34 protein-coding genes are annotated in these 14371 nt (G+C 43.7%); 31 read left to right on the top strand and 3 right to left on the bottom strand.

Annotated elements, in window-relative coordinates; genetic code table 11:
• Positions 1 to 61 precede the first annotated feature (61 nt).
• On the top strand, positions 62 to 487 hold the full coding sequence (locus CRO25_RS09490) for a hypothetical protein (RefSeq protein WP_079694771.1): 426 nt from the start codon (positions 62 to 64) through the stop codon (positions 485 to 487).
• 218 nt (positions 488 to 705) lie between these two features.
• Here the strand turns inward: CRO25_RS09490 and CRO25_RS09485 are convergent, their stop codons facing one another.
• Positions 706 to 1968: a site-specific integrase gene (locus tag CRO25_RS09485; RefSeq protein ID WP_079694770.1), complete on the bottom strand. Its 1263-nt coding sequence runs from the start codon at positions 1966 to 1968 to the stop codon at positions 706 to 708.
• A gap of 14 nt (positions 1969 to 1982) precedes the next feature.
• Positions 1983 to 2918 carry a LexA family transcriptional regulator gene (locus CRO25_RS09480; RefSeq protein WP_179132122.1) on the bottom strand — a complete coding sequence of 312 codons (936 nt, stop codon included), beginning with the start codon at positions 2916 to 2918 and terminating at the stop codon, positions 1983 to 1985.
• A 207-nt stretch (positions 2919 to 3125) separates the two neighbouring features.
• On the opposite strand from CRO25_RS09480, the gene CRO25_RS09475 reads away from it, so the two are divergent.
• The 4 genes from CRO25_RS09475 to CRO25_RS09460 are packed head-to-tail and all read left to right on the top strand — an operon-like array spanning position 3126 to position 4710.
• A complete protein-coding gene (locus CRO25_RS09475; protein ID WP_079694768.1) occupies positions 3126 to 3392 on the top strand; it encodes a helix-turn-helix transcriptional regulator in 267 nt (88 codons plus the stop codon).
• 16 nt (positions 3393 to 3408) lie between these two features.
• Positions 3409 to 3726 carry a helix-turn-helix domain-containing protein gene (locus CRO25_RS09470; protein WP_079694767.1) on the top strand — a complete coding sequence of 106 codons (318 nt, stop codon included), beginning with the start codon at positions 3409 to 3411 and terminating at the stop codon, positions 3724 to 3726.
• Positions 3719 to 4435, top strand: coding sequence for an ORF6C domain-containing protein (locus tag CRO25_RS09465; protein ID WP_097115752.1), 717 nt, complete (start codon positions 3719 to 3721; stop codon positions 4433 to 4435). The genes CRO25_RS09470 and CRO25_RS09465 overlap by 8 nt, the downstream gene beginning before the upstream one ends.
• A 14-nt stretch (positions 4436 to 4449) precedes the next feature.
• Positions 4450 to 4710: a hypothetical protein gene (locus CRO25_RS09460; protein WP_079694765.1), complete on the top strand. Its 261-nt coding sequence runs from the start codon at positions 4450 to 4452 to the stop codon at positions 4708 to 4710.
• Here CRO25_RS09460 and CRO25_RS09455 read toward each other — a convergent pair.
• On the bottom strand, positions 4689 to 5048 hold the full coding sequence (locus tag CRO25_RS09455; RefSeq protein ID WP_079694764.1) for a hypothetical protein: 360 nt from the start codon (positions 5046 to 5048) through the stop codon (positions 4689 to 4691). The genes CRO25_RS09460 and CRO25_RS09455 overlap by 22 nt on opposite strands.
• Before the next feature lie 64 nt (positions 5049 to 5112).
• Between CRO25_RS09455 and CRO25_RS09450 the strand changes: the two genes are divergently transcribed.
• The 26 genes from CRO25_RS09450 (at position 5113) to CRO25_RS09335 (ending at position 14370) form a co-directional block, all read left to right on the top strand.
• Positions 5113 to 5364: a hypothetical protein gene (locus CRO25_RS09450; RefSeq protein ID WP_079694763.1), complete on the top strand. Its 252-nt coding sequence runs from the start codon at positions 5113 to 5115 to the stop codon at positions 5362 to 5364.
• Positions 5361 to 5519 (top strand): hypothetical protein, encoded by a 159-nt coding sequence (locus CRO25_RS33300; protein WP_179132121.1) that lies wholly within the window; start codon positions 5361 to 5363, stop codon positions 5517 to 5519. Before CRO25_RS09450 ends, CRO25_RS33300 begins: the two co-directional genes overlap by 4 nt.
• Positions 5516 to 5962: a hypothetical protein gene (locus CRO25_RS09445; protein ID WP_079694762.1), complete on the top strand. Its 447-nt coding sequence runs from the start codon at positions 5516 to 5518 to the stop codon at positions 5960 to 5962. The genes CRO25_RS33300 and CRO25_RS09445 overlap by 4 nt, the downstream gene beginning before the upstream one ends.
• Complete coding sequence (locus CRO25_RS09440; protein ID WP_079694761.1) at positions 5952 to 6275, top strand: hypothetical protein; 324 nt, start codon at positions 5952 to 5954, stop codon at positions 6273 to 6275. Before CRO25_RS09445 ends, CRO25_RS09440 begins: the two co-directional genes overlap by 11 nt.
• Positions 6276 to 6299: 24 nt before the next feature.
• Complete coding sequence (locus tag CRO25_RS09435; protein ID WP_079694760.1) at positions 6300 to 7295, top strand: helix-turn-helix domain-containing protein; 996 nt, start codon at positions 6300 to 6302, stop codon at positions 7293 to 7295.
• Positions 7292 to 7819 (top strand): Holliday junction resolvase RecU, encoded by a 528-nt coding sequence (locus tag CRO25_RS09430; RefSeq protein WP_079694759.1) that lies wholly within the window; start codon positions 7292 to 7294, stop codon positions 7817 to 7819. Before CRO25_RS09435 ends, CRO25_RS09430 begins: the two co-directional genes overlap by 4 nt.
• 29 nt (positions 7820 to 7848) lie before the next feature.
• Positions 7849 to 8208, top strand: coding sequence for a hypothetical protein (locus CRO25_RS09425; RefSeq protein ID WP_143813181.1), 360 nt, complete (start codon positions 7849 to 7851; stop codon positions 8206 to 8208).
• The gene (locus CRO25_RS09420) at positions 8205 to 8621 is read left to right on the top strand and encodes a zinc-finger domain-containing protein (RefSeq protein WP_079694757.1); all 417 of its coding nucleotides are present in this window, start codon (positions 8205 to 8207) and stop codon (positions 8619 to 8621) included. Before CRO25_RS09425 ends, CRO25_RS09420 begins: the two co-directional genes overlap by 4 nt.
• A complete protein-coding gene (locus CRO25_RS09415; RefSeq protein ID WP_079694756.1) occupies positions 8618 to 9091 on the top strand; it encodes a hypothetical protein in 474 nt (157 codons plus the stop codon). Before CRO25_RS09420 ends, CRO25_RS09415 begins: the two co-directional genes overlap by 4 nt.
• A 24-nt stretch (positions 9092 to 9115) precedes the next feature.
• Positions 9116 to 9301: a hypothetical protein gene (locus CRO25_RS09410; protein ID WP_079694755.1), complete on the top strand. Its 186-nt coding sequence runs from the start codon at positions 9116 to 9118 to the stop codon at positions 9299 to 9301.
• 350 nt (positions 9302 to 9651) lie between these two features.
• Positions 9652 to 9966, top strand: a complete 315-nt coding sequence (locus tag CRO25_RS09405; RefSeq protein ID WP_256863610.1) for a hypothetical protein — start codon at positions 9652 to 9654, stop codon at positions 9964 to 9966.
• A gap of 25 nt (positions 9967 to 9991) precedes the next feature.
• Positions 9992 to 10192: a hypothetical protein gene (locus CRO25_RS09400; protein ID WP_079694754.1), complete on the top strand. Its 201-nt coding sequence runs from the start codon at positions 9992 to 9994 to the stop codon at positions 10190 to 10192.
• A 39-nt stretch (positions 10193 to 10231) separates the two neighbouring features.
• Positions 10232 to 10585, top strand: a complete 354-nt coding sequence (locus tag CRO25_RS09395) for an ASCH domain-containing protein (protein ID WP_079694753.1) — start codon at positions 10232 to 10234, stop codon at positions 10583 to 10585.
• The gene (locus CRO25_RS09390; protein WP_079694752.1) at positions 10582 to 10983 is read left to right on the top strand and encodes a hypothetical protein; all 402 of its coding nucleotides are present in this window, start codon (positions 10582 to 10584) and stop codon (positions 10981 to 10983) included. Before CRO25_RS09395 ends, CRO25_RS09390 begins: the two co-directional genes overlap by 4 nt.
• The gene (locus tag CRO25_RS09385; protein ID WP_079694751.1) at positions 10958 to 11233 is read left to right on the top strand and encodes a hypothetical protein; all 276 of its coding nucleotides are present in this window, start codon (positions 10958 to 10960) and stop codon (positions 11231 to 11233) included. Before CRO25_RS09390 ends, CRO25_RS09385 begins: the two co-directional genes overlap by 26 nt.
• A gap of 45 nt (positions 11234 to 11278) precedes the next feature.
• Positions 11279 to 11428, top strand: coding sequence for a hypothetical protein (locus CRO25_RS33295; protein WP_179132120.1), 150 nt, complete (start codon positions 11279 to 11281; stop codon positions 11426 to 11428).
• 12 nt (positions 11429 to 11440) lie between these two features.
• Entirely contained in the window at positions 11441 to 11746 is a 306-nt protein-coding gene (locus CRO25_RS09380; protein WP_079694750.1) for a hypothetical protein, read from the top strand.
• Positions 11747 to 12097, top strand: coding sequence for a hypothetical protein (locus tag CRO25_RS09375; RefSeq protein ID WP_079694749.1), 351 nt, complete (start codon positions 11747 to 11749; stop codon positions 12095 to 12097).
• 194 nt (positions 12098 to 12291) lie between these two features.
• Positions 12292 to 12450, top strand: a complete 159-nt coding sequence (locus tag CRO25_RS33290; protein ID WP_179132119.1) for a hypothetical protein — start codon at positions 12292 to 12294, stop codon at positions 12448 to 12450.
• A gap of 63 nt (positions 12451 to 12513) precedes the next feature.
• The gene (locus CRO25_RS09365; RefSeq protein ID WP_079694747.1) at positions 12514 to 12939 is read left to right on the top strand and encodes a YopX family protein; all 426 of its coding nucleotides are present in this window, start codon (positions 12514 to 12516) and stop codon (positions 12937 to 12939) included.
• Positions 12926 to 13162 (top strand): hypothetical protein, encoded by a 237-nt coding sequence (locus CRO25_RS09360; protein WP_079694746.1) that lies wholly within the window; start codon positions 12926 to 12928, stop codon positions 13160 to 13162. Before CRO25_RS09365 ends, CRO25_RS09360 begins: the two co-directional genes overlap by 14 nt.
• Complete coding sequence (locus CRO25_RS09355) at positions 13155 to 13397, top strand: hypothetical protein (RefSeq protein ID WP_079694745.1); 243 nt, start codon at positions 13155 to 13157, stop codon at positions 13395 to 13397. The genes CRO25_RS09360 and CRO25_RS09355 overlap by 8 nt, the downstream gene beginning before the upstream one ends.
• Complete coding sequence (locus CRO25_RS09350) at positions 13390 to 13701, top strand: hypothetical protein (protein ID WP_079694744.1); 312 nt, start codon at positions 13390 to 13392, stop codon at positions 13699 to 13701. The genes CRO25_RS09355 and CRO25_RS09350 overlap by 8 nt, the downstream gene beginning before the upstream one ends.
• Complete coding sequence (locus CRO25_RS09345) at positions 13698 to 13937, top strand: hypothetical protein (RefSeq protein ID WP_079694743.1); 240 nt, start codon at positions 13698 to 13700, stop codon at positions 13935 to 13937. The genes CRO25_RS09350 and CRO25_RS09345 overlap by 4 nt, the downstream gene beginning before the upstream one ends.
• Entirely contained in the window at positions 13934 to 14167 is a 234-nt protein-coding gene (locus CRO25_RS09340) for a hypothetical protein (RefSeq protein WP_079694742.1), read from the top strand. The genes CRO25_RS09345 and CRO25_RS09340 overlap by 4 nt, the downstream gene beginning before the upstream one ends.
• Complete coding sequence (locus tag CRO25_RS09335) at positions 14164 to 14370, top strand: hypothetical protein (protein ID WP_079694741.1); 207 nt, start codon at positions 14164 to 14166, stop codon at positions 14368 to 14370. The genes CRO25_RS09340 and CRO25_RS09335 overlap by 4 nt, the downstream gene beginning before the upstream one ends.
• Position 14371: the final 1 nt, after the last annotated feature.

Raw genomic sequence — 14371 nt, 5'->3', positions numbered from 1 at the left:
ACATGTCTCTACTGCCTGACGTTGTGTGCATCGGAATTAGCTAGAAGGGAGGGCATGTACCATGATACTGGATAAGTCGACAGACACCTCAGGGTTAACACAGGTTGCCGCACTTTCGGATGAATTGCAGCCTGTGTTTGATAAAGCAGAAAGTAAGTATCAAGCGTGTGGCATTGAGCTGTTCTTTGTTTTCAGATGTCTGCCTGAAGAATATGAGAGAAAATCGACGGTCAGATACGCTAAGAAGGACAATACGATTTACTTTGATATGACAGTCAGTGAGGATCAGTATAAAACGTCTAGCAAAAGCAGACAGCGATATGAGCTGAGTCATTATTTCTATGCTTTTCTGAGCGACAAACTGAAGAAATATAAGATCGAACACTTGGATCATACGGAATTTATGAATGACATGGAGGAATGGCTGAAAGATATTGGATGGTTACAATCGCAATTCGAGGCCAGTATGGATGAATATGGGCAATAGGTTGTCTGATGGCGGTTTTATAATTAGTCAATGGGGTTATGGTACATAATAAAGATAACAAAAAGAAGCTCTCTTTCGAGAGCTTCTTTTTCATGGGAGAGGAGAGTTTAGAACTAATCCACTTCATATGAATTTGTGTAATCCGTTTATTATCAAGGGTTTTTCGATATTGGTCCTATGTGTATTATTTGTAATGTTATGAATCACAATGAATTCCGTCAACAATCCGTCAACAACTCGTCAACAACTTTCGAGTGCGTACTTACGTCGGTTTTTGTTTTGTCCGTAAAAAGACCTTGGAACTTTTCTGCAGCTGTTTTATCGGCAGAGTCAATTACATGACCATACACATTCATTGTTGTACCGATCTTAGAGTGACCAAGCCGGTTTGAGATGATTTTAGGGTGGACACCTTCATTGATTAGAAGGGTTGCGGAGGTGTGTCTGAGGTCGTGGAATCTAATGTATTTCAAACCGTGTTCACTATTACGCTTGTGGAACGATCTCCATTTATCTCCGATGGTTTTTGGATAAAACGGCATGCCATTTTCATTAGAGAACAAAAATCTATAAGAGCCTCCTAACCATGTATCTTCGCTGTTGAAATGATCCTTCTTCCACTGTCTTTCAAATTCACGCAAAGTCTCTAATGCTATTTGCGGGATTGCAACCTTTCTTCTTGAGCCTTTGTTTTTTGGACCTTTGATTACTGGTTGTCCATTTTTATACTTAGGAATACTTTGATTAATATTAATTATGCCATTCTCGAAATCCACATGCTTCCACTCTAAGCCTAATAACTCTCCTCGCCGCATGGCTGTTGTAATCGCTAAAATAATCAAAGACTTGAAAAGTACAGGTTCCGGTTCTAATAGTCTGAGAATCAAAGAGACTTCTTCTTCACCGTAAACCTCAACTTCCTTTTGTTCTTCTTTGGGTTTTTTAACTCCATCCAAAGGATTTTCTTTGATTATTTTCCATTCCTTTGCTTTGGTAAAAACACTTCTGAGAACGCGGTAGTTATAGACAAGGGTAGCAGAGCCCAGTTTTTCTCCTGTAGACTTCTGATGTTTCTCTTTTTCGCTTTGGGAAAGATCATCTAGATAAGTTTCGATGTGGAGAGGTTTGATTTTTTGCATTAACATATGACCAAAGTAAGGTAAAATTCGTTTTTCGAGGTGGAAAAGGTAGTTTCCCTGGCTTGTTTCCTCTAGATGTTTTTCTGCAAACTTCTTTTTCCATTCCGGTACAAAATCAGAGAATTTCATATTATCAGCTTTAAAAAAAACACCCGTCTCCACTTCGATTTTAAATTTAAGTAGCTCTTCATCTAAATGTTGTTCGAGTTTTTTTGGCGTTTTAAGCAATTCCTCTGGAACTCTAATTGTTTTCGTTTCCTTATCCCTGAACTTATCAGAGTCAGCACCAGTCTCGACGACAAGTAACCAACTTCGCAATCCTCGCTTTTGATAACTAGCCATTTATGTTCACTCCCTTATGCAGGCCAAAATTTAACTTCAACCACCTTGCCGATAATATGAATTTGATTAGCAGGAACCAACTGGGCTTCATATTGCGGATTTGATGGTAGCAACATAACCATGTCATTTTGCCGTTTAACTCTTTTGAGGGTTGCTTCCTCACCGTTTACAGACACAACAGCTATTTCGTGTGGATGGACTTCGTTTTGCACTGCTACAATCACCAGATCGCCTTCATGTATACGGTCTCCTGTCATGCTATCTCCTTTTACTTTAAGAGCGAACCCTTCATTGCCTTTCAGCAGATTTGGATCGACAAGAGTGTAACCTTCGTTATACTCTATACGGTCTATTGGAAGCCCTGCTGCGACTTGGCCCAGTACAGGTATCCTGGTCATCGTATTACTGTTGTAGGTAGCGCGTGATTCTGCTATTAACCCCTCGTTTTTCCCTAGAGAAACTACAAGTTTGTTATATGCATCCTTATCGTTCTTGTACATATCTTCAACAACATCATTTAGAAGGTTGTTTAATTCACTTTCAGAAAGGGATGCGAAAAATTCTGGTGAGTTTACATAATCTTCTGCTTCTTTTCTCTCTTCATCACTTATGCTCTCTTCGCCTTCAAACTCAACATTCAACGGTTTATTAATTAAGATGTATCTTAAAAAATTCTCATAAACAGAGACTTTTCGTAATGAACTTTTAACCTCTTCTGGAGCTTTATCGATGTATGCAGCCATAACTAATTTCTCAGGATCTCCACCTGTCACTTTTGCGAGTGCTCTGTTTATCTCATCGGAAGCAGGATATTTAGGGTTATTCCGTAGTTTCGAAATATAAGACCGATCAATAGGGATGCCTTCCTCACCTTTAATACGTTCAGCAATGGTCGCTAAACTCAGTCCACTACTTTTTATATATTCATCAACCAGTTTTGAATAATCCATGTTATTTAGCATCCCTTCATTCAAAAATAATTCTTATGTATGACTATAAGATTAACATAGTGTTGAAGAATTATTCAACGTTTTTTTGCCTGTGGTGAATATTTAGTCATTGACTTGTTCGAAACAGCTTGATAATATTTAGGCATAGTCACTGTGACTAAAAATTCAACACGTGATTAAATAATCAACACCGGGTGGTGATGAAAGATGAGCTATGCCGCAATACTCAGCGAAGGTATTGCTAAAGCCGATCTAAAATTGGCCCAGATTTGCAGAAGACTTCATAAAAAGGGTTTTTCCATGCACACATCTGTCCTATCCAAGATGAAGAACGGAAAAATGCCACCAGGTAAGGATGCACTGAACATTGCTTTGGCTGAGGTACTCGGGTTAGAACCAAAAGAATTGAGGATTGCCGCAGCAAAGGAAACAATCCCGGGACCTCTCTACAACTTGATTAGGGAAGTGGGCTAATGAGGAGGTCTTGCGAATGAATGTAGAAGATATGGCAGGACGATTCTTTGCGGAAGTAAGAGAGCAGCTACTTTCTGAATTAAGAGCCGAAATCGAACAGGACATTCCGAAGATGCTGGATCGGAAAAGGTTGACTGTAAGTGAAGCTGCTAAATATTTAAATGTCTCCGAACCGGCAATTTATGCAATGTGCAAAGAAGGATCATTGCCGCACTATAAAATCGGAACACAAACTTCCACTAAACCAGCAATTAGATTTCGTATTGAGAAACTCGATGAATGGATTGTTAAACAAGAAAAAATGAACTCGAGGGAGGAACCCGATGATGAGTAACTTGATCAATATCCAAGACGTTCGGGTATACATCGACGAAAGAGGAACAGCTCAACTTAATTTAGAGGATGTTGCTCGCGGACTTGGTTTTACCACCGTAGCCACAAGTGGCAACGAAGTTGTTAGGTGGTCAAGGGTGCATGGATACTTGGAAGAAATGGGGTTTTCCCAACAACCTGGGAAAGAGGGGTTCATACCAGAAAACACTTTCTACAGATTGGCAATGAAGGCTAAAAATGCTGTTGCTGAGATATTTCAAATTAAAGTTGCTGATGAAATACTGCCTGAGATTCGCAAGACTGGTCAATATTCTGTTCAAGCCTTAGATAAGGACGCCGCTCTGGCTATCGCTCTTCGTAAGACGGCCGATGTTATGGAACAGTTGCCGCAGATACAAAGTCGCCTGGAGCGCGTTGAAAATAACACAACAATCAATTACGGGCAGCAAAGGCGGTTAGCTCAGATAGGAAACGAAGTGGTTTTAACTACACTTGGCGGCGCGGACTCATCGGCGTACCGGAACAATAGCCTGCGGGCCAAAACATATTCAGCACTTTGGCGTGACCATAAAGACTACTTCCAGATAAACAGCATGAGAGACACGTTAGTCAAAGATTTCGATAAGGCATTAGACCGGGTATCAGCTTGGTATCCACAAGGCCTCCTGCTTCGGGAAATCGAAAATATGAATCGCCAGATGGCGCTATAGGAAGGGTGAATGAAATGAGCCAACAACTAACTCATGACGAAATCATTCGAGCTGTTAAGTCTTACGTTGAGTCAGAAGCGGAAAAATTATTTCAATCTGTGATGGAGTCAGCAAAGTGTGTCGATGATTTACATTCTGCAATGTGGGATTTAGGAAGACCGAAGAAAGAAGGCACAGACATCGAGAAGATGCTGCACCAACTGATATACAACGGATTTGCAAAAAAAGCGAGAGAGATTATTAGGGAATCAACTCAAATGCCTTTAAGCATTTGAACAACTAATTCATGTTGAGATTTGTAGCTTTCAAATGTTGAGTGAAGCCAAGAGGTGTTTCTGTCCTTCTTTTCAATAACCTCTTTCAACTGGAAGTATGCACGATCGAAAAACGTGAAGAGGGAACTGATTTCATAGTGGGCTATCTCTTCATTCAAATCAACATACAGTTTTGCTTTTTCGCACAAAGCAAAAATTTCTGAAAGTGATGTTGCAACAAGTGGTGATGGGTTCTCAGGTTTTTCGAAAGTTGTGTTAACTAATCTATTTGTTTTATCAAACAGATCAGTTACGTATCCAAGTAACGAAGCAACTTTATATTTGTCTATTTCTTTCACCTCCTCAATAACTTCGGTTATTCGACAAAGAAGAAAAAAATACCTACTTGAAAGGATGAACAGAATGAATGAAGTGATTGAACAAAACGCCGTTTCGTGGATATTCCCCGGGGCGGTATCGCTCCAGCAGCTTCAACACTACCGCGAAACACTGGTAGACAACTTTATCAACGCTGACGAGGATTACCTACAAGTGTACGGCATGCAGGCACGCGCCATTATGAGCGTAGATTGGCCGAATGAAAACAAATTCCAGTACCTACAGGTGCTTGATGATGTTTTCACCGAACTGGCAGACAAGGCGGGACGCTTATGACACTCGAGAGATTGTATGAACGGATGGAGATTCGCAAGCGGATCGTTGAACTGGAAAAGTTAAAGGCAAAGGCTCAGCCGGGTACAGGCGATTGGTTTGACGAAGACATTGAGTTTTTGAACTATAAATTACAACTCCGGGAGGGACAAGCATGAACCAGAATACAAAGGATCGCCAGCGCCGCGCGTTGCGTGCACAGCTTCTTCAAACGTATCACCAGTTAGCTGATGCGGAGGATGTATACAAACAGGCAGATTTCCGATTGAAAATACTTCGGCTCGAGAAACTGTTAAAGCGAGTAGATAATCCGGTAGATAATCGGGAGTACACAACTCAAGGTATGACAGTGGGGCATTGCATGAACTGCGAGATTTCAATATCGAGGTACAACATTCTGAAGGTGGAGGACAACGGATCAATGTTTTGCTGTGAAGGATGCCGTGTTCATTACGATGAGTCATGCGGACATAGAAAAGCGGCTGCGTCTCGCGAACGCAACCGCCAATCAAGCCATTTTTATAACACATTTGCTGTAATCATACCAAATTATCAGCCACTGGGCAAGCAAGGCGGTCAGGAGGCCGTGTATGGAGCTTGATTTCAATCCTTATCCAAAGTCACAACAGACTAAAAGCAAGCGGATAAAGCCGACACAGCGGCAAATGGGCGACATTAGGGACTCGGTGGATAAACAACTTAAAGAACGTTCTCAAGGGATTTGTGAAGCTTGTGAAAAGGCTAGGGCCACACAGCGTGCCCACCTTACAGGTCGGAAGCAAATTGACCATCGAACTGAAGTATATGATTTAGCACACCTATGTGACGAATGCCATGACATGTTGGACGAAACGGAGGCGGGCATCCGCTTCCGGCGTCTAGCGGCAACGATCATAAGCGCGGCTTTGAAATAGACGCGGGAAAGGATTTACAACATTATGATGAATCAACTTAAATTCGATACTGGGTTCTTTATGGGACCCAATGAAATATTTGATGATATAGATACGAAAACACATGAGAAATTGGTTTATCTCTACTTGTGCCGCTGCGCTAACAACGCAGCTGCCTTTCCAAGCTACACTACTATTGCTGAAAAATGCTCCATGAGTCGGCGGAAGGCTATTGATTGCATCGATTGGCTAATTGAACGGAAGTTGTTGGTCAAACGAGTACGGAGAACTGAAGGGCTGAACGAAAGCAATGTGTATGAAATTTTAAGACCTAGTGCACAGCATGCACCACGTGTAGTGCAGGACATGCACCACGGTAGTGCACAGGATGCACCAGGGGTAGTGCACCACATGCACCAGGGTGGTGCACAGCATGCACCCTATAAAGAACTATCTATAAATAACTATTCTTATAAAGAAAATAATAGTCCCGAATCGCCTTCGGCTATTCATGACACCCCTCTTTTATCTGATGATTCTTCTAAATCGAATAAAGGAAAGAGAGGGACAAAAACACCCAAGTACAACGAAGACAATATTTACTACCAGATGGCAATCCGTTTCCGCAAGAATGTTGATGATATGTGTGTAAGGGAAGGGATACAAAACGGAACGGCAAAAGCCAACATGGAAAAATGGGCAGACCAATTTCGTCTATTGGTAGAAACGGACGAGCAAACGGATATTAATCAAATTAACGAAGTGATGGAGTGGGTAGTTTACGACGATTTCTGGAATGTGAACGTTAGAAGTGCCGCAACATTCAGAGCCAAGTACGTTCAATTGGTACTGGTGATGAAGCAGAAGAAAAAACAAAAACGTTCTGGATCCGCAAACAAACCATCGAAACCAGTTATAGCCGTTGTTCCTGCATCACCGAAAGGAGATCCGGGACAGCAAGTTTCGGAAGACGAATTCGAAAAAATGATGCGCTTTGCTGCTGAGCAACAGGCAAAGAAAACCGCTGGAGGTGTCTCATGACATTACAAGGTAATCGTGGGATGGGATTTGAAGCGATCATAACTTTTAGCAATGAACGATATGACAAATTAGGGCTGGCCGTGGTAAACAAGCGGCCTACTCCGGTCAAGGTAACAAAGGCAGCTGGGGCGAAGGTACTTGAGGGATTTTATGAAGAGCCTTCGACGGTGGATTATGACGGGATTGTTAAAACGGGACGCGGAATCGTGTTCGAAGCCAAGTCGATTGCGAGTCTGGATCGGTTCCAGCTCAAGAACCTGAAAGACCATCAGGTGGATTACCTGTTAAAAGCTCACAAGATGAACGGTATATCATTCTTGCTGGTAGAGTTCCGGAAGCAACATAAGACATATCTATTGCCGTATACGGTCCTTCGCTTCTTCTGGGACGCATACAAACGGAAACAAGGTTCTAGTATCCACATCTCCGACTTCGACGTTCACGCCTACGAGGTTCCAAGCAAGAGGGTACCCGTAGATTACCTATGGGCGGTAGAACGTCACTGGAAGGCGTCAGGGTCATGATTATCACGTGTTATCAATGCACAGCAGATATGAAGGAGATACGGACGGATTTGTTCCGCTGCCCGTTCTGTGGATTCGAGGCAAGGCAAATGTCCTTGTCTCGGGAAATCACCCAAGAAGATATCAAGGCCGCGGCCAAGAACGATATAAGCAAGTGGCAACTGATAGAACGGGTGAATCGGTATAACTGGGCGATTGAAGAAGCGGTAACGGATCCGGTGCGGAAACATGAAAAGCATGGGGAATGGCCGGAGATAGCCTTGGCAAACGGTATTCCAAAGGCAACCTACTATGCCAGATATAAGAACGGCTGGGATCATGAACGAGCTGCAACGGAAAAAGTTGATAAAAAGAAAACGCCTTATAGCAAGAGGAGTGTTGCCACATGAGAAAAGAATCGGGCTGGTTGAGAGTAAAGGAAACGGCGAAAATCAACGGGATATCTTACAGCACTTATGTGTATCGCATTTATAGCGGTCAATCACCTGAAGAAGCTGCTTCAATCCAGACCAAGGAATTAACGAAGAAGCCAATATCAATCCCTCCGGTACGGGAGGAATACGAATATTATGTCCCGGTTCCTAAAACCAGGAAAGAAGCATTACAGCAAATAGACAATATCATCCGATCCGAATGTGATCCTTGTGAAATCAGAATTGCAATGAATCTTCGTAACGGTCAAAACTCATCACGGCTGGAGAAGGTTTGTAACGTTCAATGTCCGGTAGGAAATCAGATTCAGGAGCTGAGTAAATATCTCCAAGTGGCTCCTAGAAAATCGGTCAAGGAGGGATGGGCATGAATTACGAACACCGCGTTATAACTCCAAGGCAGTATGAAGTGGCAGCGGCGAATGGAATCCGAAACCGAGTTTTAGAGGATAGAGTCAGAAAACTTGGATGGTCCATGAAAGATGCTGTCAGCAAGCGACCAGGGAAAAATGTTAAGCATGGAGATTGGCCGGACCGGGCGGAAGCGAACGGAGTAACCCGAGGCAGTTATTACAGACGGACCAGTCAAGGTTGGTCACCTGAAAAAGCGGCTACAACTCCACTCAGGACGATGGTGGATAAACACGGGAAGCCAAAGCCGACTTGGGAAGATGTGAAAGAACAGGCTGCGCGTAACAACGTGTCATACAGCACTTTTATGCGGAGGTTGTCCGAAGGCGAAACGCCAGAAGAGGCGGTAACCAGACCGCCATTGAGTCGCCGGGAGATCATGAAACGAGATATAGAATCAGGAAAGATCAAATATGCAATTAAGGGATAACAGAGGAAGGGAGACAAGACACATATGCAACTCAACTGTACGAAAGATTTGATCATGAAGCCGGATGCGATTGCTGGTAAATCATACAAGGTTATATGGATTGACGAAGAAGAGGTTTGTATTAGAAACGAGAACAGAGGGATTCATTACTTTAGTACCGACCCGGCAGCAGAGACATATTACGGGCACTGGTTCGATTTAGTGGAGTAACACTTTTTTTAACAGAGGAAGGGAATACCCTCCCTTCCCACCACACAAAGGAGCGGATGAAAGTGGAGATGTGGAAAGTTTATAAATTCTACTATTGCGGGGATCAGTTCGAATCCCCTCACACGACTATTCGAGTGGCGAAAACGGCAAGCAAAGCCAAAAGCGATGAGTATAGATCGTACAGTGATTATGATTGTGATGCTACATTTTTGGGATTCTTAGAATCAATAAAGGTGAGAAAAATAGGTCAATCAATCCCCAAAAAGAACGAAGCTCCTTTTCGTAATCAAGATAGAATAGACAAAATTAATGAGCTCATTCGAGTAATCGGGAGTAGAGGCAGAAGATTCTTGTACAGCAAAACACACGACAGGTACGCGGCTTTCCATTGGGCAGACGGAAATCTTTGGCTCGTGGATGATTACACGAATCGACCACTACTTATGAATGATTTGGTTCAAGGACAACATCGGTATTTCAGTCATGGCGGTACGCTTTGGGGGCTTGTGTGCGACTTCCGGGATTACATATTGGGAGCGAACGACACGAATCACAACAACGGTTACGGCGGACTGTATGGAACTCATTGGGCATATCCAGAAGAGGACATGAAATCAATTCAGCAGCATGCGATTGAACTTGGATATTTAAAACCACGGGTTTAGGCCCACCAAAGGAGAGATAACACACATGACAAGAATGTGCCAGAAGTTGACCGAGGTAGTTAAGCTCTCTGTTAGGTCTCAACTGGAGATGCGGTCAGAAGAAAAAGCCAACAGATTGATAGAAATGTTGGAGCTTATTGCAAAAGGGACTAAGTATGAACGAGATGTTTATGAAGCTCTGGAAAATTATCACCAAACCGTTGATAAAGAAAATAACAACGCATAGAGGTTCGAGGCTCCGGCCTCTAACCAAGGAGGGATATACATGCAAGGACTTGTGATTAAACCGTATTGGGCGAATAAGATTCTTTCAGGTGAAAAAACGTGGGAGATTCGGGGCAGTCGGACCCATAAGCGCGGAAAGATCGGCATTATCAGCAGTGGCACAAGCAGGGTGTGGGGAACGGTTGATTTAGTAGATTGTATCCCCTGTCCCGTTGGGATATTCAACACCAATAGAGACAACCATCGGATTGAAGACCTCAGCGGCGCGTTTCATTACAACCAGGCTTGGGCTTGGGTGCTTGAGAATCCAGTTAAATACGATGAACCAGTGCCATACAACCATCCGCAGGGCGCGGTAATTTGGGTGAATTTGAGGGAGGAAGAACAGTCATGAGTAAGCAGGAAGAAATCAAACAATTGCTGAACGATCATGCGAAATTTACCGAACGAATGGAATCGACGAACAGTTACAACCTAGCGGACAGCTCGGTCACTCGTTTGCAAAGTATTGATGAGAGGATTGCACTTCTTGTTCCAGGCTTGCTGGAAGAGAACGATCGGCTCCGCAAGGAGCTTGAAGAGGCACGCAAGATCAGCTTCCCACGACAGTCGGACGGTGAAGGCGGATGGGTTATTGATTATAAATTTTTGGAACGGCTTGGAGTTACGATGTTGAGAGAGTCAGACCACACGATAGACACAGAGGACATCGAGTTGGTGCTGCTTGCCCTAGAGATTGTTTTGGGTCAGGAAGGAGAGGGGAACCATGGACAAACTGAAACTGCTGAATAGCTTGCCTGTGATTGAGTCGGAAGGTTCATTAGGGGAACTGGAATATGTGATGGTTGCCAACTCGCCTGAAACAATCAGAGTGCTGCAACAGATCGGATGTTCAAATGCGGATATTGACGAGTGGACAACAGATGATGGTGAACAAATCGACATATCGGTAATCGGATTTGCGGCAGGGGCGAAGTGGTTTCAGGAAAGTAAGGGATTTATCGACTATGTACCGGAAAATGCGCCTGATTGGGCTAAATAAATGGGTCGGGGCCTGCGGGCCTCTCCCTACTAAGGAGGATAACACATGAAAATAGGAATCTTTTTACACGGACAATTGATGATCGAATATCCAAATGACGGCGATCAGGCTGTATACACAGAAGCGTTGGAAGATTTGAAAATGGCTATTGAAGAGACTGGTCAATTCCACGAACTGAAATTATTTGAAGAGTAAGGAGGATATGACATGCCAGTCATTCATAAATACGTCATACAGCCATCTGAACAGATTCAGCAGATAACAGTCCCACACGGCAGTAAAATCGTCTCCTGCGGCGTGCAGGACGGGCAGATGGTTATGTGGATCATGAAGATTGAGGATACATTTCATCCTGATAAAACGGATTATCTGCGCTACATGGTGGTCGGAACCGGATGGCCCATAGATGGGAGAGAGTACTTCCCGGATTTCAGAGGGACCATCCAGATAGACGGATATGTGTGGCACGTACTTGAAATGCAAAAATACGAGTGGGTTAGGGAGGATATATAGATGACACAAACAACGTTGACCCGGGAGCAAGTGTTGGCGATGGAGCCTGGAACGGATTTGAACATATTGGTCGCTGTACATGTATTGCATCAACCTGTGCATCCGTTGATAGGTTCTCCAATGATCAGATTGGGCAAGAACTATTATTTCATTCCTGAATATTCAGGACAAATTGAAGATGCATGGGACGTAGAAGAGGCACTCAAGGACGTGAGAGTTAGAACGAGATATACGAACCGATTGCTGAGAATCATACTTGCTGAAAAAGGCGAATGTGACCAGTATGATTTGATGCACGCAACCCCTGAACAACGATGCAAAGCCGCGTTATTGGCTGTACTGGACTTATAACATAGGAGGGAGCCTGAAAGCTTTGGAATTAATAACTTTTAAGGAATGCCTTGCTCCTCCATCGCAAAACAGGAAAGCCAACATAACTGAAAGAGGCATGACTTTTGAATGTGTGCGCTGCGGCGTAATGATGCCTAAATTGTACAAGAAGGATTTTCGGAAAGCCAAAGGGTGTTTGAATCAAATTTGCGAGTGTGGCTGTAATAATCGAATCATTCAAGGCGTTGGGTATGCATGGTATGACTACGATGATTATCTGGAGCGAGAAAGAAAATTTAAGCTATACCAGCAACAACAATAGGTTGCGACTCATTGATGCACTAGGCCGTCAGGCCATCGGAACGGCCGAATAAACTTAACGAAGTGGAGGCCGTATCAGGTGTTGGTCGGTCTCCCCAAATAGGAGGATATACAAGATGCAACCAAAAGCACCGCGTGCGTGGTATAAACCTTTGGGCGTTATGTTACCGCCTGAGACGATTGAAAGCATTATCTATGAAACTAAGGTAGTTGGCGTTTATCTGCCGATGGATGGCAGAGGGTATCACAAATTAAGAATGAGTGATTTTGAATTCATGCAGCCTTTAGGACGGGAAGATCGTTTCGGGTATCCGATATACGAAGGAGACATTCAAGAAAATGACGTAGAGGTTCGGATTATCTGTTATGACACCAAACAATCGCGGTTCAAGGCGGTACCAGTGAGTTTGTACAAAGCTAACGCCGGAAATGGTGGCTGGACGGGATATGACGTGACTGACGATGAAATAATCGGGAACATCTACAACAATCCTGAGTGGTTGGCTCCCAAGGAAGGAGCGGAACAACTTGAAACAGATTAAGGTGAGATGCACAGATCCCTTCCAAGCGTTCAGCGGAACAAACTTGTTGTACGAGGTAAAAGAGGGTGAGGAACTGACAGCGGATTTGTATGAGGAAACAGAAGAATACTTTGCGACAGACAGTCAAGGTAGAGAAGTATATGTGGGTTGCTTGGATATGGACGGAAATTTAGTGTTGCAGGACTTCGAGTTGGTTGAGGAAGGAGCGGATAAGCATGAGTAAACATGTGATTGGCGATAAGGTACGCGCCAAAGAGAAATCATGGTACAGAAACCGCGTAGTGATAACTGCCTTTTGCCCTCAAATACAAGTTGACGGACGATTCGTATTCGTACAAGACAAAACAACAGCATCAGGAATCATGGAGTGTGACACCCGAGTAGAAGCCCGTGAGAAGGCGAGAGAAGTCCGAGACAACGCCAGATCTGGTGGGGAAGGAGCGGATAAGCATGGCTGAAGTTCTGGCGATGCCCAAACACCCTTGCCCATTCTGCAAAAAGAATGAGTCAACTCAATTTTGCGACTTCATCATTGATTACTTTTGGACATCGGCAAAAGATGAAAAGGGAAGAATGATCGGCGGCACGCATGCTACTTGCGACAACCAGATTTGCCAAAAGTGCGCTGTGTCTGGCGGTGGTAAAGACTTTTGCCCTTCATGTGCGGAATTGTATGAATACGTGAAGAAGAATCACAAAAGGATGCCCGGAAGATTGATGGCTGAAAAAATATTTGGTGGGGAAGGAGCGGATACAGAATGAGACAGTTCGGATTAACTTACGACGATGCCATTGCAATACAATCCTGCCTGGTGATCGGTCTTGAGGCTCAGAAGATTAGATATGATGAACACTGTCATGAAATGACGTTCCCTGATCGGATGGCAGCGCAATTGGACTCTTCACGAACCATGAAAAAGATTGCATACCTCAATAGCTTCACCGGGGTCCATAGCAGACGGAGTCTGAAAAAGTTAGGGAAGTTGGTGGTGGAATGAACAACCGTATAGCACTTCACATGAACGAATTGGAAGGCGCAGCTACTTCAGACCTGATTGATTTAATTGGGGAGAAAGACCAAGCATTACAGGCCATTACTGAAGTTAACTGGCAGCTTACGTTTGAACGGGATCAAATGCAGCGTGAAGCCGCTTACTATAAAGCAAGATGTATTGAATACCAGATGGCTGAAAAACGGCGACAGCAGGCGGGTGGTGAAATCAAATGACCCAACTCGAAGCGAAATACCATTGGGAATGGACAGAAAAAGCAGTTGAAGAAAATAAGTTCCAAAGGATTGTGGCGGGAACACCAGTTTGGGATAATTATAAGAAGAAGGCGCCGGAACGCTGGGTAGAAGAAGGTTTGATTCGCCAGGCTCAGAAGCCAGTGGTGCCAGTAGGACAAGCTGCATTTGATTTTGATTCATAGG

This window comes from Paenibacillus sp. RU5M, assembly GCF_900221055.1.
Lineage (GTDB): Bacteria > Bacillota > Bacilli > Paenibacillales > Paenibacillaceae > Paenibacillus > Paenibacillus marchantiae.
This window is presented reverse-complemented; position numbering and strand designations above follow the sequence as displayed.

Excerpts from the sequence above, each read along its gene's own strand:
- CRO25_RS09490 (WP_079694771.1), top strand. The coding sequence starts at position 62 with ATGATACTGGATAAGTCGACAGACACCTCAGGGTTAACACAGGTTGCC.
- CRO25_RS09485 (WP_079694770.1), bottom strand. The coding sequence starts at position 1,968 with ATGGCTAGTTATCAAAAGCGAGGATTGCGAAGTTGGTTACTTGTCGTC.
- CRO25_RS09480 (WP_179132122.1), bottom strand. The coding sequence starts at position 2,918 with ATGGATTATTCAAAACTGGTTGATGAATATATAAAAAGTAGTGGACTG.
- CRO25_RS09475 (WP_079694768.1), top strand. The coding sequence starts at position 3,126 with ATGAGCTATGCCGCAATACTCAGCGAAGGTATTGCTAAAGCCGATCTA.
- CRO25_RS09470 (WP_079694767.1), top strand. The coding sequence starts at position 3,409 with ATGAATGTAGAAGATATGGCAGGACGATTCTTTGCGGAAGTAAGAGAG.
- CRO25_RS09465 (WP_097115752.1), top strand. The coding sequence starts at position 3,719 with ATGAGTAACTTGATCAATATCCAAGACGTTCGGGTATACATCGACGAA.
- CRO25_RS09460 (WP_079694765.1), top strand. The coding sequence starts at position 4,450 with ATGAGCCAACAACTAACTCATGACGAAATCATTCGAGCTGTTAAGTCT.
- CRO25_RS09450 (WP_079694763.1), top strand. The coding sequence starts at position 5,113 with ATGAATGAAGTGATTGAACAAAACGCCGTTTCGTGGATATTCCCCGGG.
- CRO25_RS33300 (WP_179132121.1), top strand. The coding sequence starts at position 5,361 with ATGACACTCGAGAGATTGTATGAACGGATGGAGATTCGCAAGCGGATC.
- CRO25_RS09445 (WP_079694762.1), top strand. The coding sequence starts at position 5,516 with ATGAACCAGAATACAAAGGATCGCCAGCGCCGCGCGTTGCGTGCACAG.
- CRO25_RS09440 (WP_079694761.1), top strand. The coding sequence starts at position 5,952 with ATGGAGCTTGATTTCAATCCTTATCCAAAGTCACAACAGACTAAAAGC.
- CRO25_RS09435 (WP_079694760.1), top strand. The coding sequence starts at position 6,300 with ATGATGAATCAACTTAAATTCGATACTGGGTTCTTTATGGGACCCAAT.
- CRO25_RS09430 (WP_079694759.1), top strand. The coding sequence starts at position 7,292 with ATGACATTACAAGGTAATCGTGGGATGGGATTTGAAGCGATCATAACT.
- CRO25_RS09425 (WP_143813181.1), top strand. The coding sequence starts at position 7,849 with ATGAAGGAGATACGGACGGATTTGTTCCGCTGCCCGTTCTGTGGATTC.
- CRO25_RS09420 (WP_079694757.1), top strand. The coding sequence starts at position 8,205 with ATGAGAAAAGAATCGGGCTGGTTGAGAGTAAAGGAAACGGCGAAAATC.
- CRO25_RS09415 (WP_079694756.1), top strand. The coding sequence starts at position 8,618 with ATGAATTACGAACACCGCGTTATAACTCCAAGGCAGTATGAAGTGGCA.
- CRO25_RS09410 (WP_079694755.1), top strand. The coding sequence starts at position 9,116 with ATGCAACTCAACTGTACGAAAGATTTGATCATGAAGCCGGATGCGATT.
- CRO25_RS09400 (WP_079694754.1), top strand. The coding sequence starts at position 9,992 with ATGACAAGAATGTGCCAGAAGTTGACCGAGGTAGTTAAGCTCTCTGTT.
- CRO25_RS09395 (WP_079694753.1), top strand. The coding sequence starts at position 10,232 with ATGCAAGGACTTGTGATTAAACCGTATTGGGCGAATAAGATTCTTTCA.
- CRO25_RS09390 (WP_079694752.1), top strand. The coding sequence starts at position 10,582 with ATGAGTAAGCAGGAAGAAATCAAACAATTGCTGAACGATCATGCGAAA.
- CRO25_RS09385 (WP_079694751.1), top strand. The coding sequence starts at position 10,958 with ATGGACAAACTGAAACTGCTGAATAGCTTGCCTGTGATTGAGTCGGAA.
- CRO25_RS33295 (WP_179132120.1), top strand. The coding sequence starts at position 11,279 with ATGAAAATAGGAATCTTTTTACACGGACAATTGATGATCGAATATCCA.
- CRO25_RS09380 (WP_079694750.1), top strand. The coding sequence starts at position 11,441 with ATGCCAGTCATTCATAAATACGTCATACAGCCATCTGAACAGATTCAG.
- CRO25_RS09375 (WP_079694749.1), top strand. The coding sequence starts at position 11,747 with ATGACACAAACAACGTTGACCCGGGAGCAAGTGTTGGCGATGGAGCCT.
- CRO25_RS09365 (WP_079694747.1), top strand. The coding sequence starts at position 12,514 with ATGCAACCAAAAGCACCGCGTGCGTGGTATAAACCTTTGGGCGTTATG.
- CRO25_RS09355 (WP_079694745.1), top strand. The coding sequence starts at position 13,155 with ATGAGTAAACATGTGATTGGCGATAAGGTACGCGCCAAAGAGAAATCA.
- CRO25_RS09350 (WP_079694744.1), top strand. The coding sequence starts at position 13,390 with ATGGCTGAAGTTCTGGCGATGCCCAAACACCCTTGCCCATTCTGCAAA.
- CRO25_RS09345 (WP_079694743.1), top strand. The coding sequence starts at position 13,698 with ATGAGACAGTTCGGATTAACTTACGACGATGCCATTGCAATACAATCC.
- CRO25_RS09340 (WP_079694742.1), top strand. The coding sequence starts at position 13,934 with ATGAACAACCGTATAGCACTTCACATGAACGAATTGGAAGGCGCAGCT.
- CRO25_RS09335 (WP_079694741.1), top strand. The coding sequence starts at position 14,164 with ATGACCCAACTCGAAGCGAAATACCATTGGGAATGGACAGAAAAAGCA.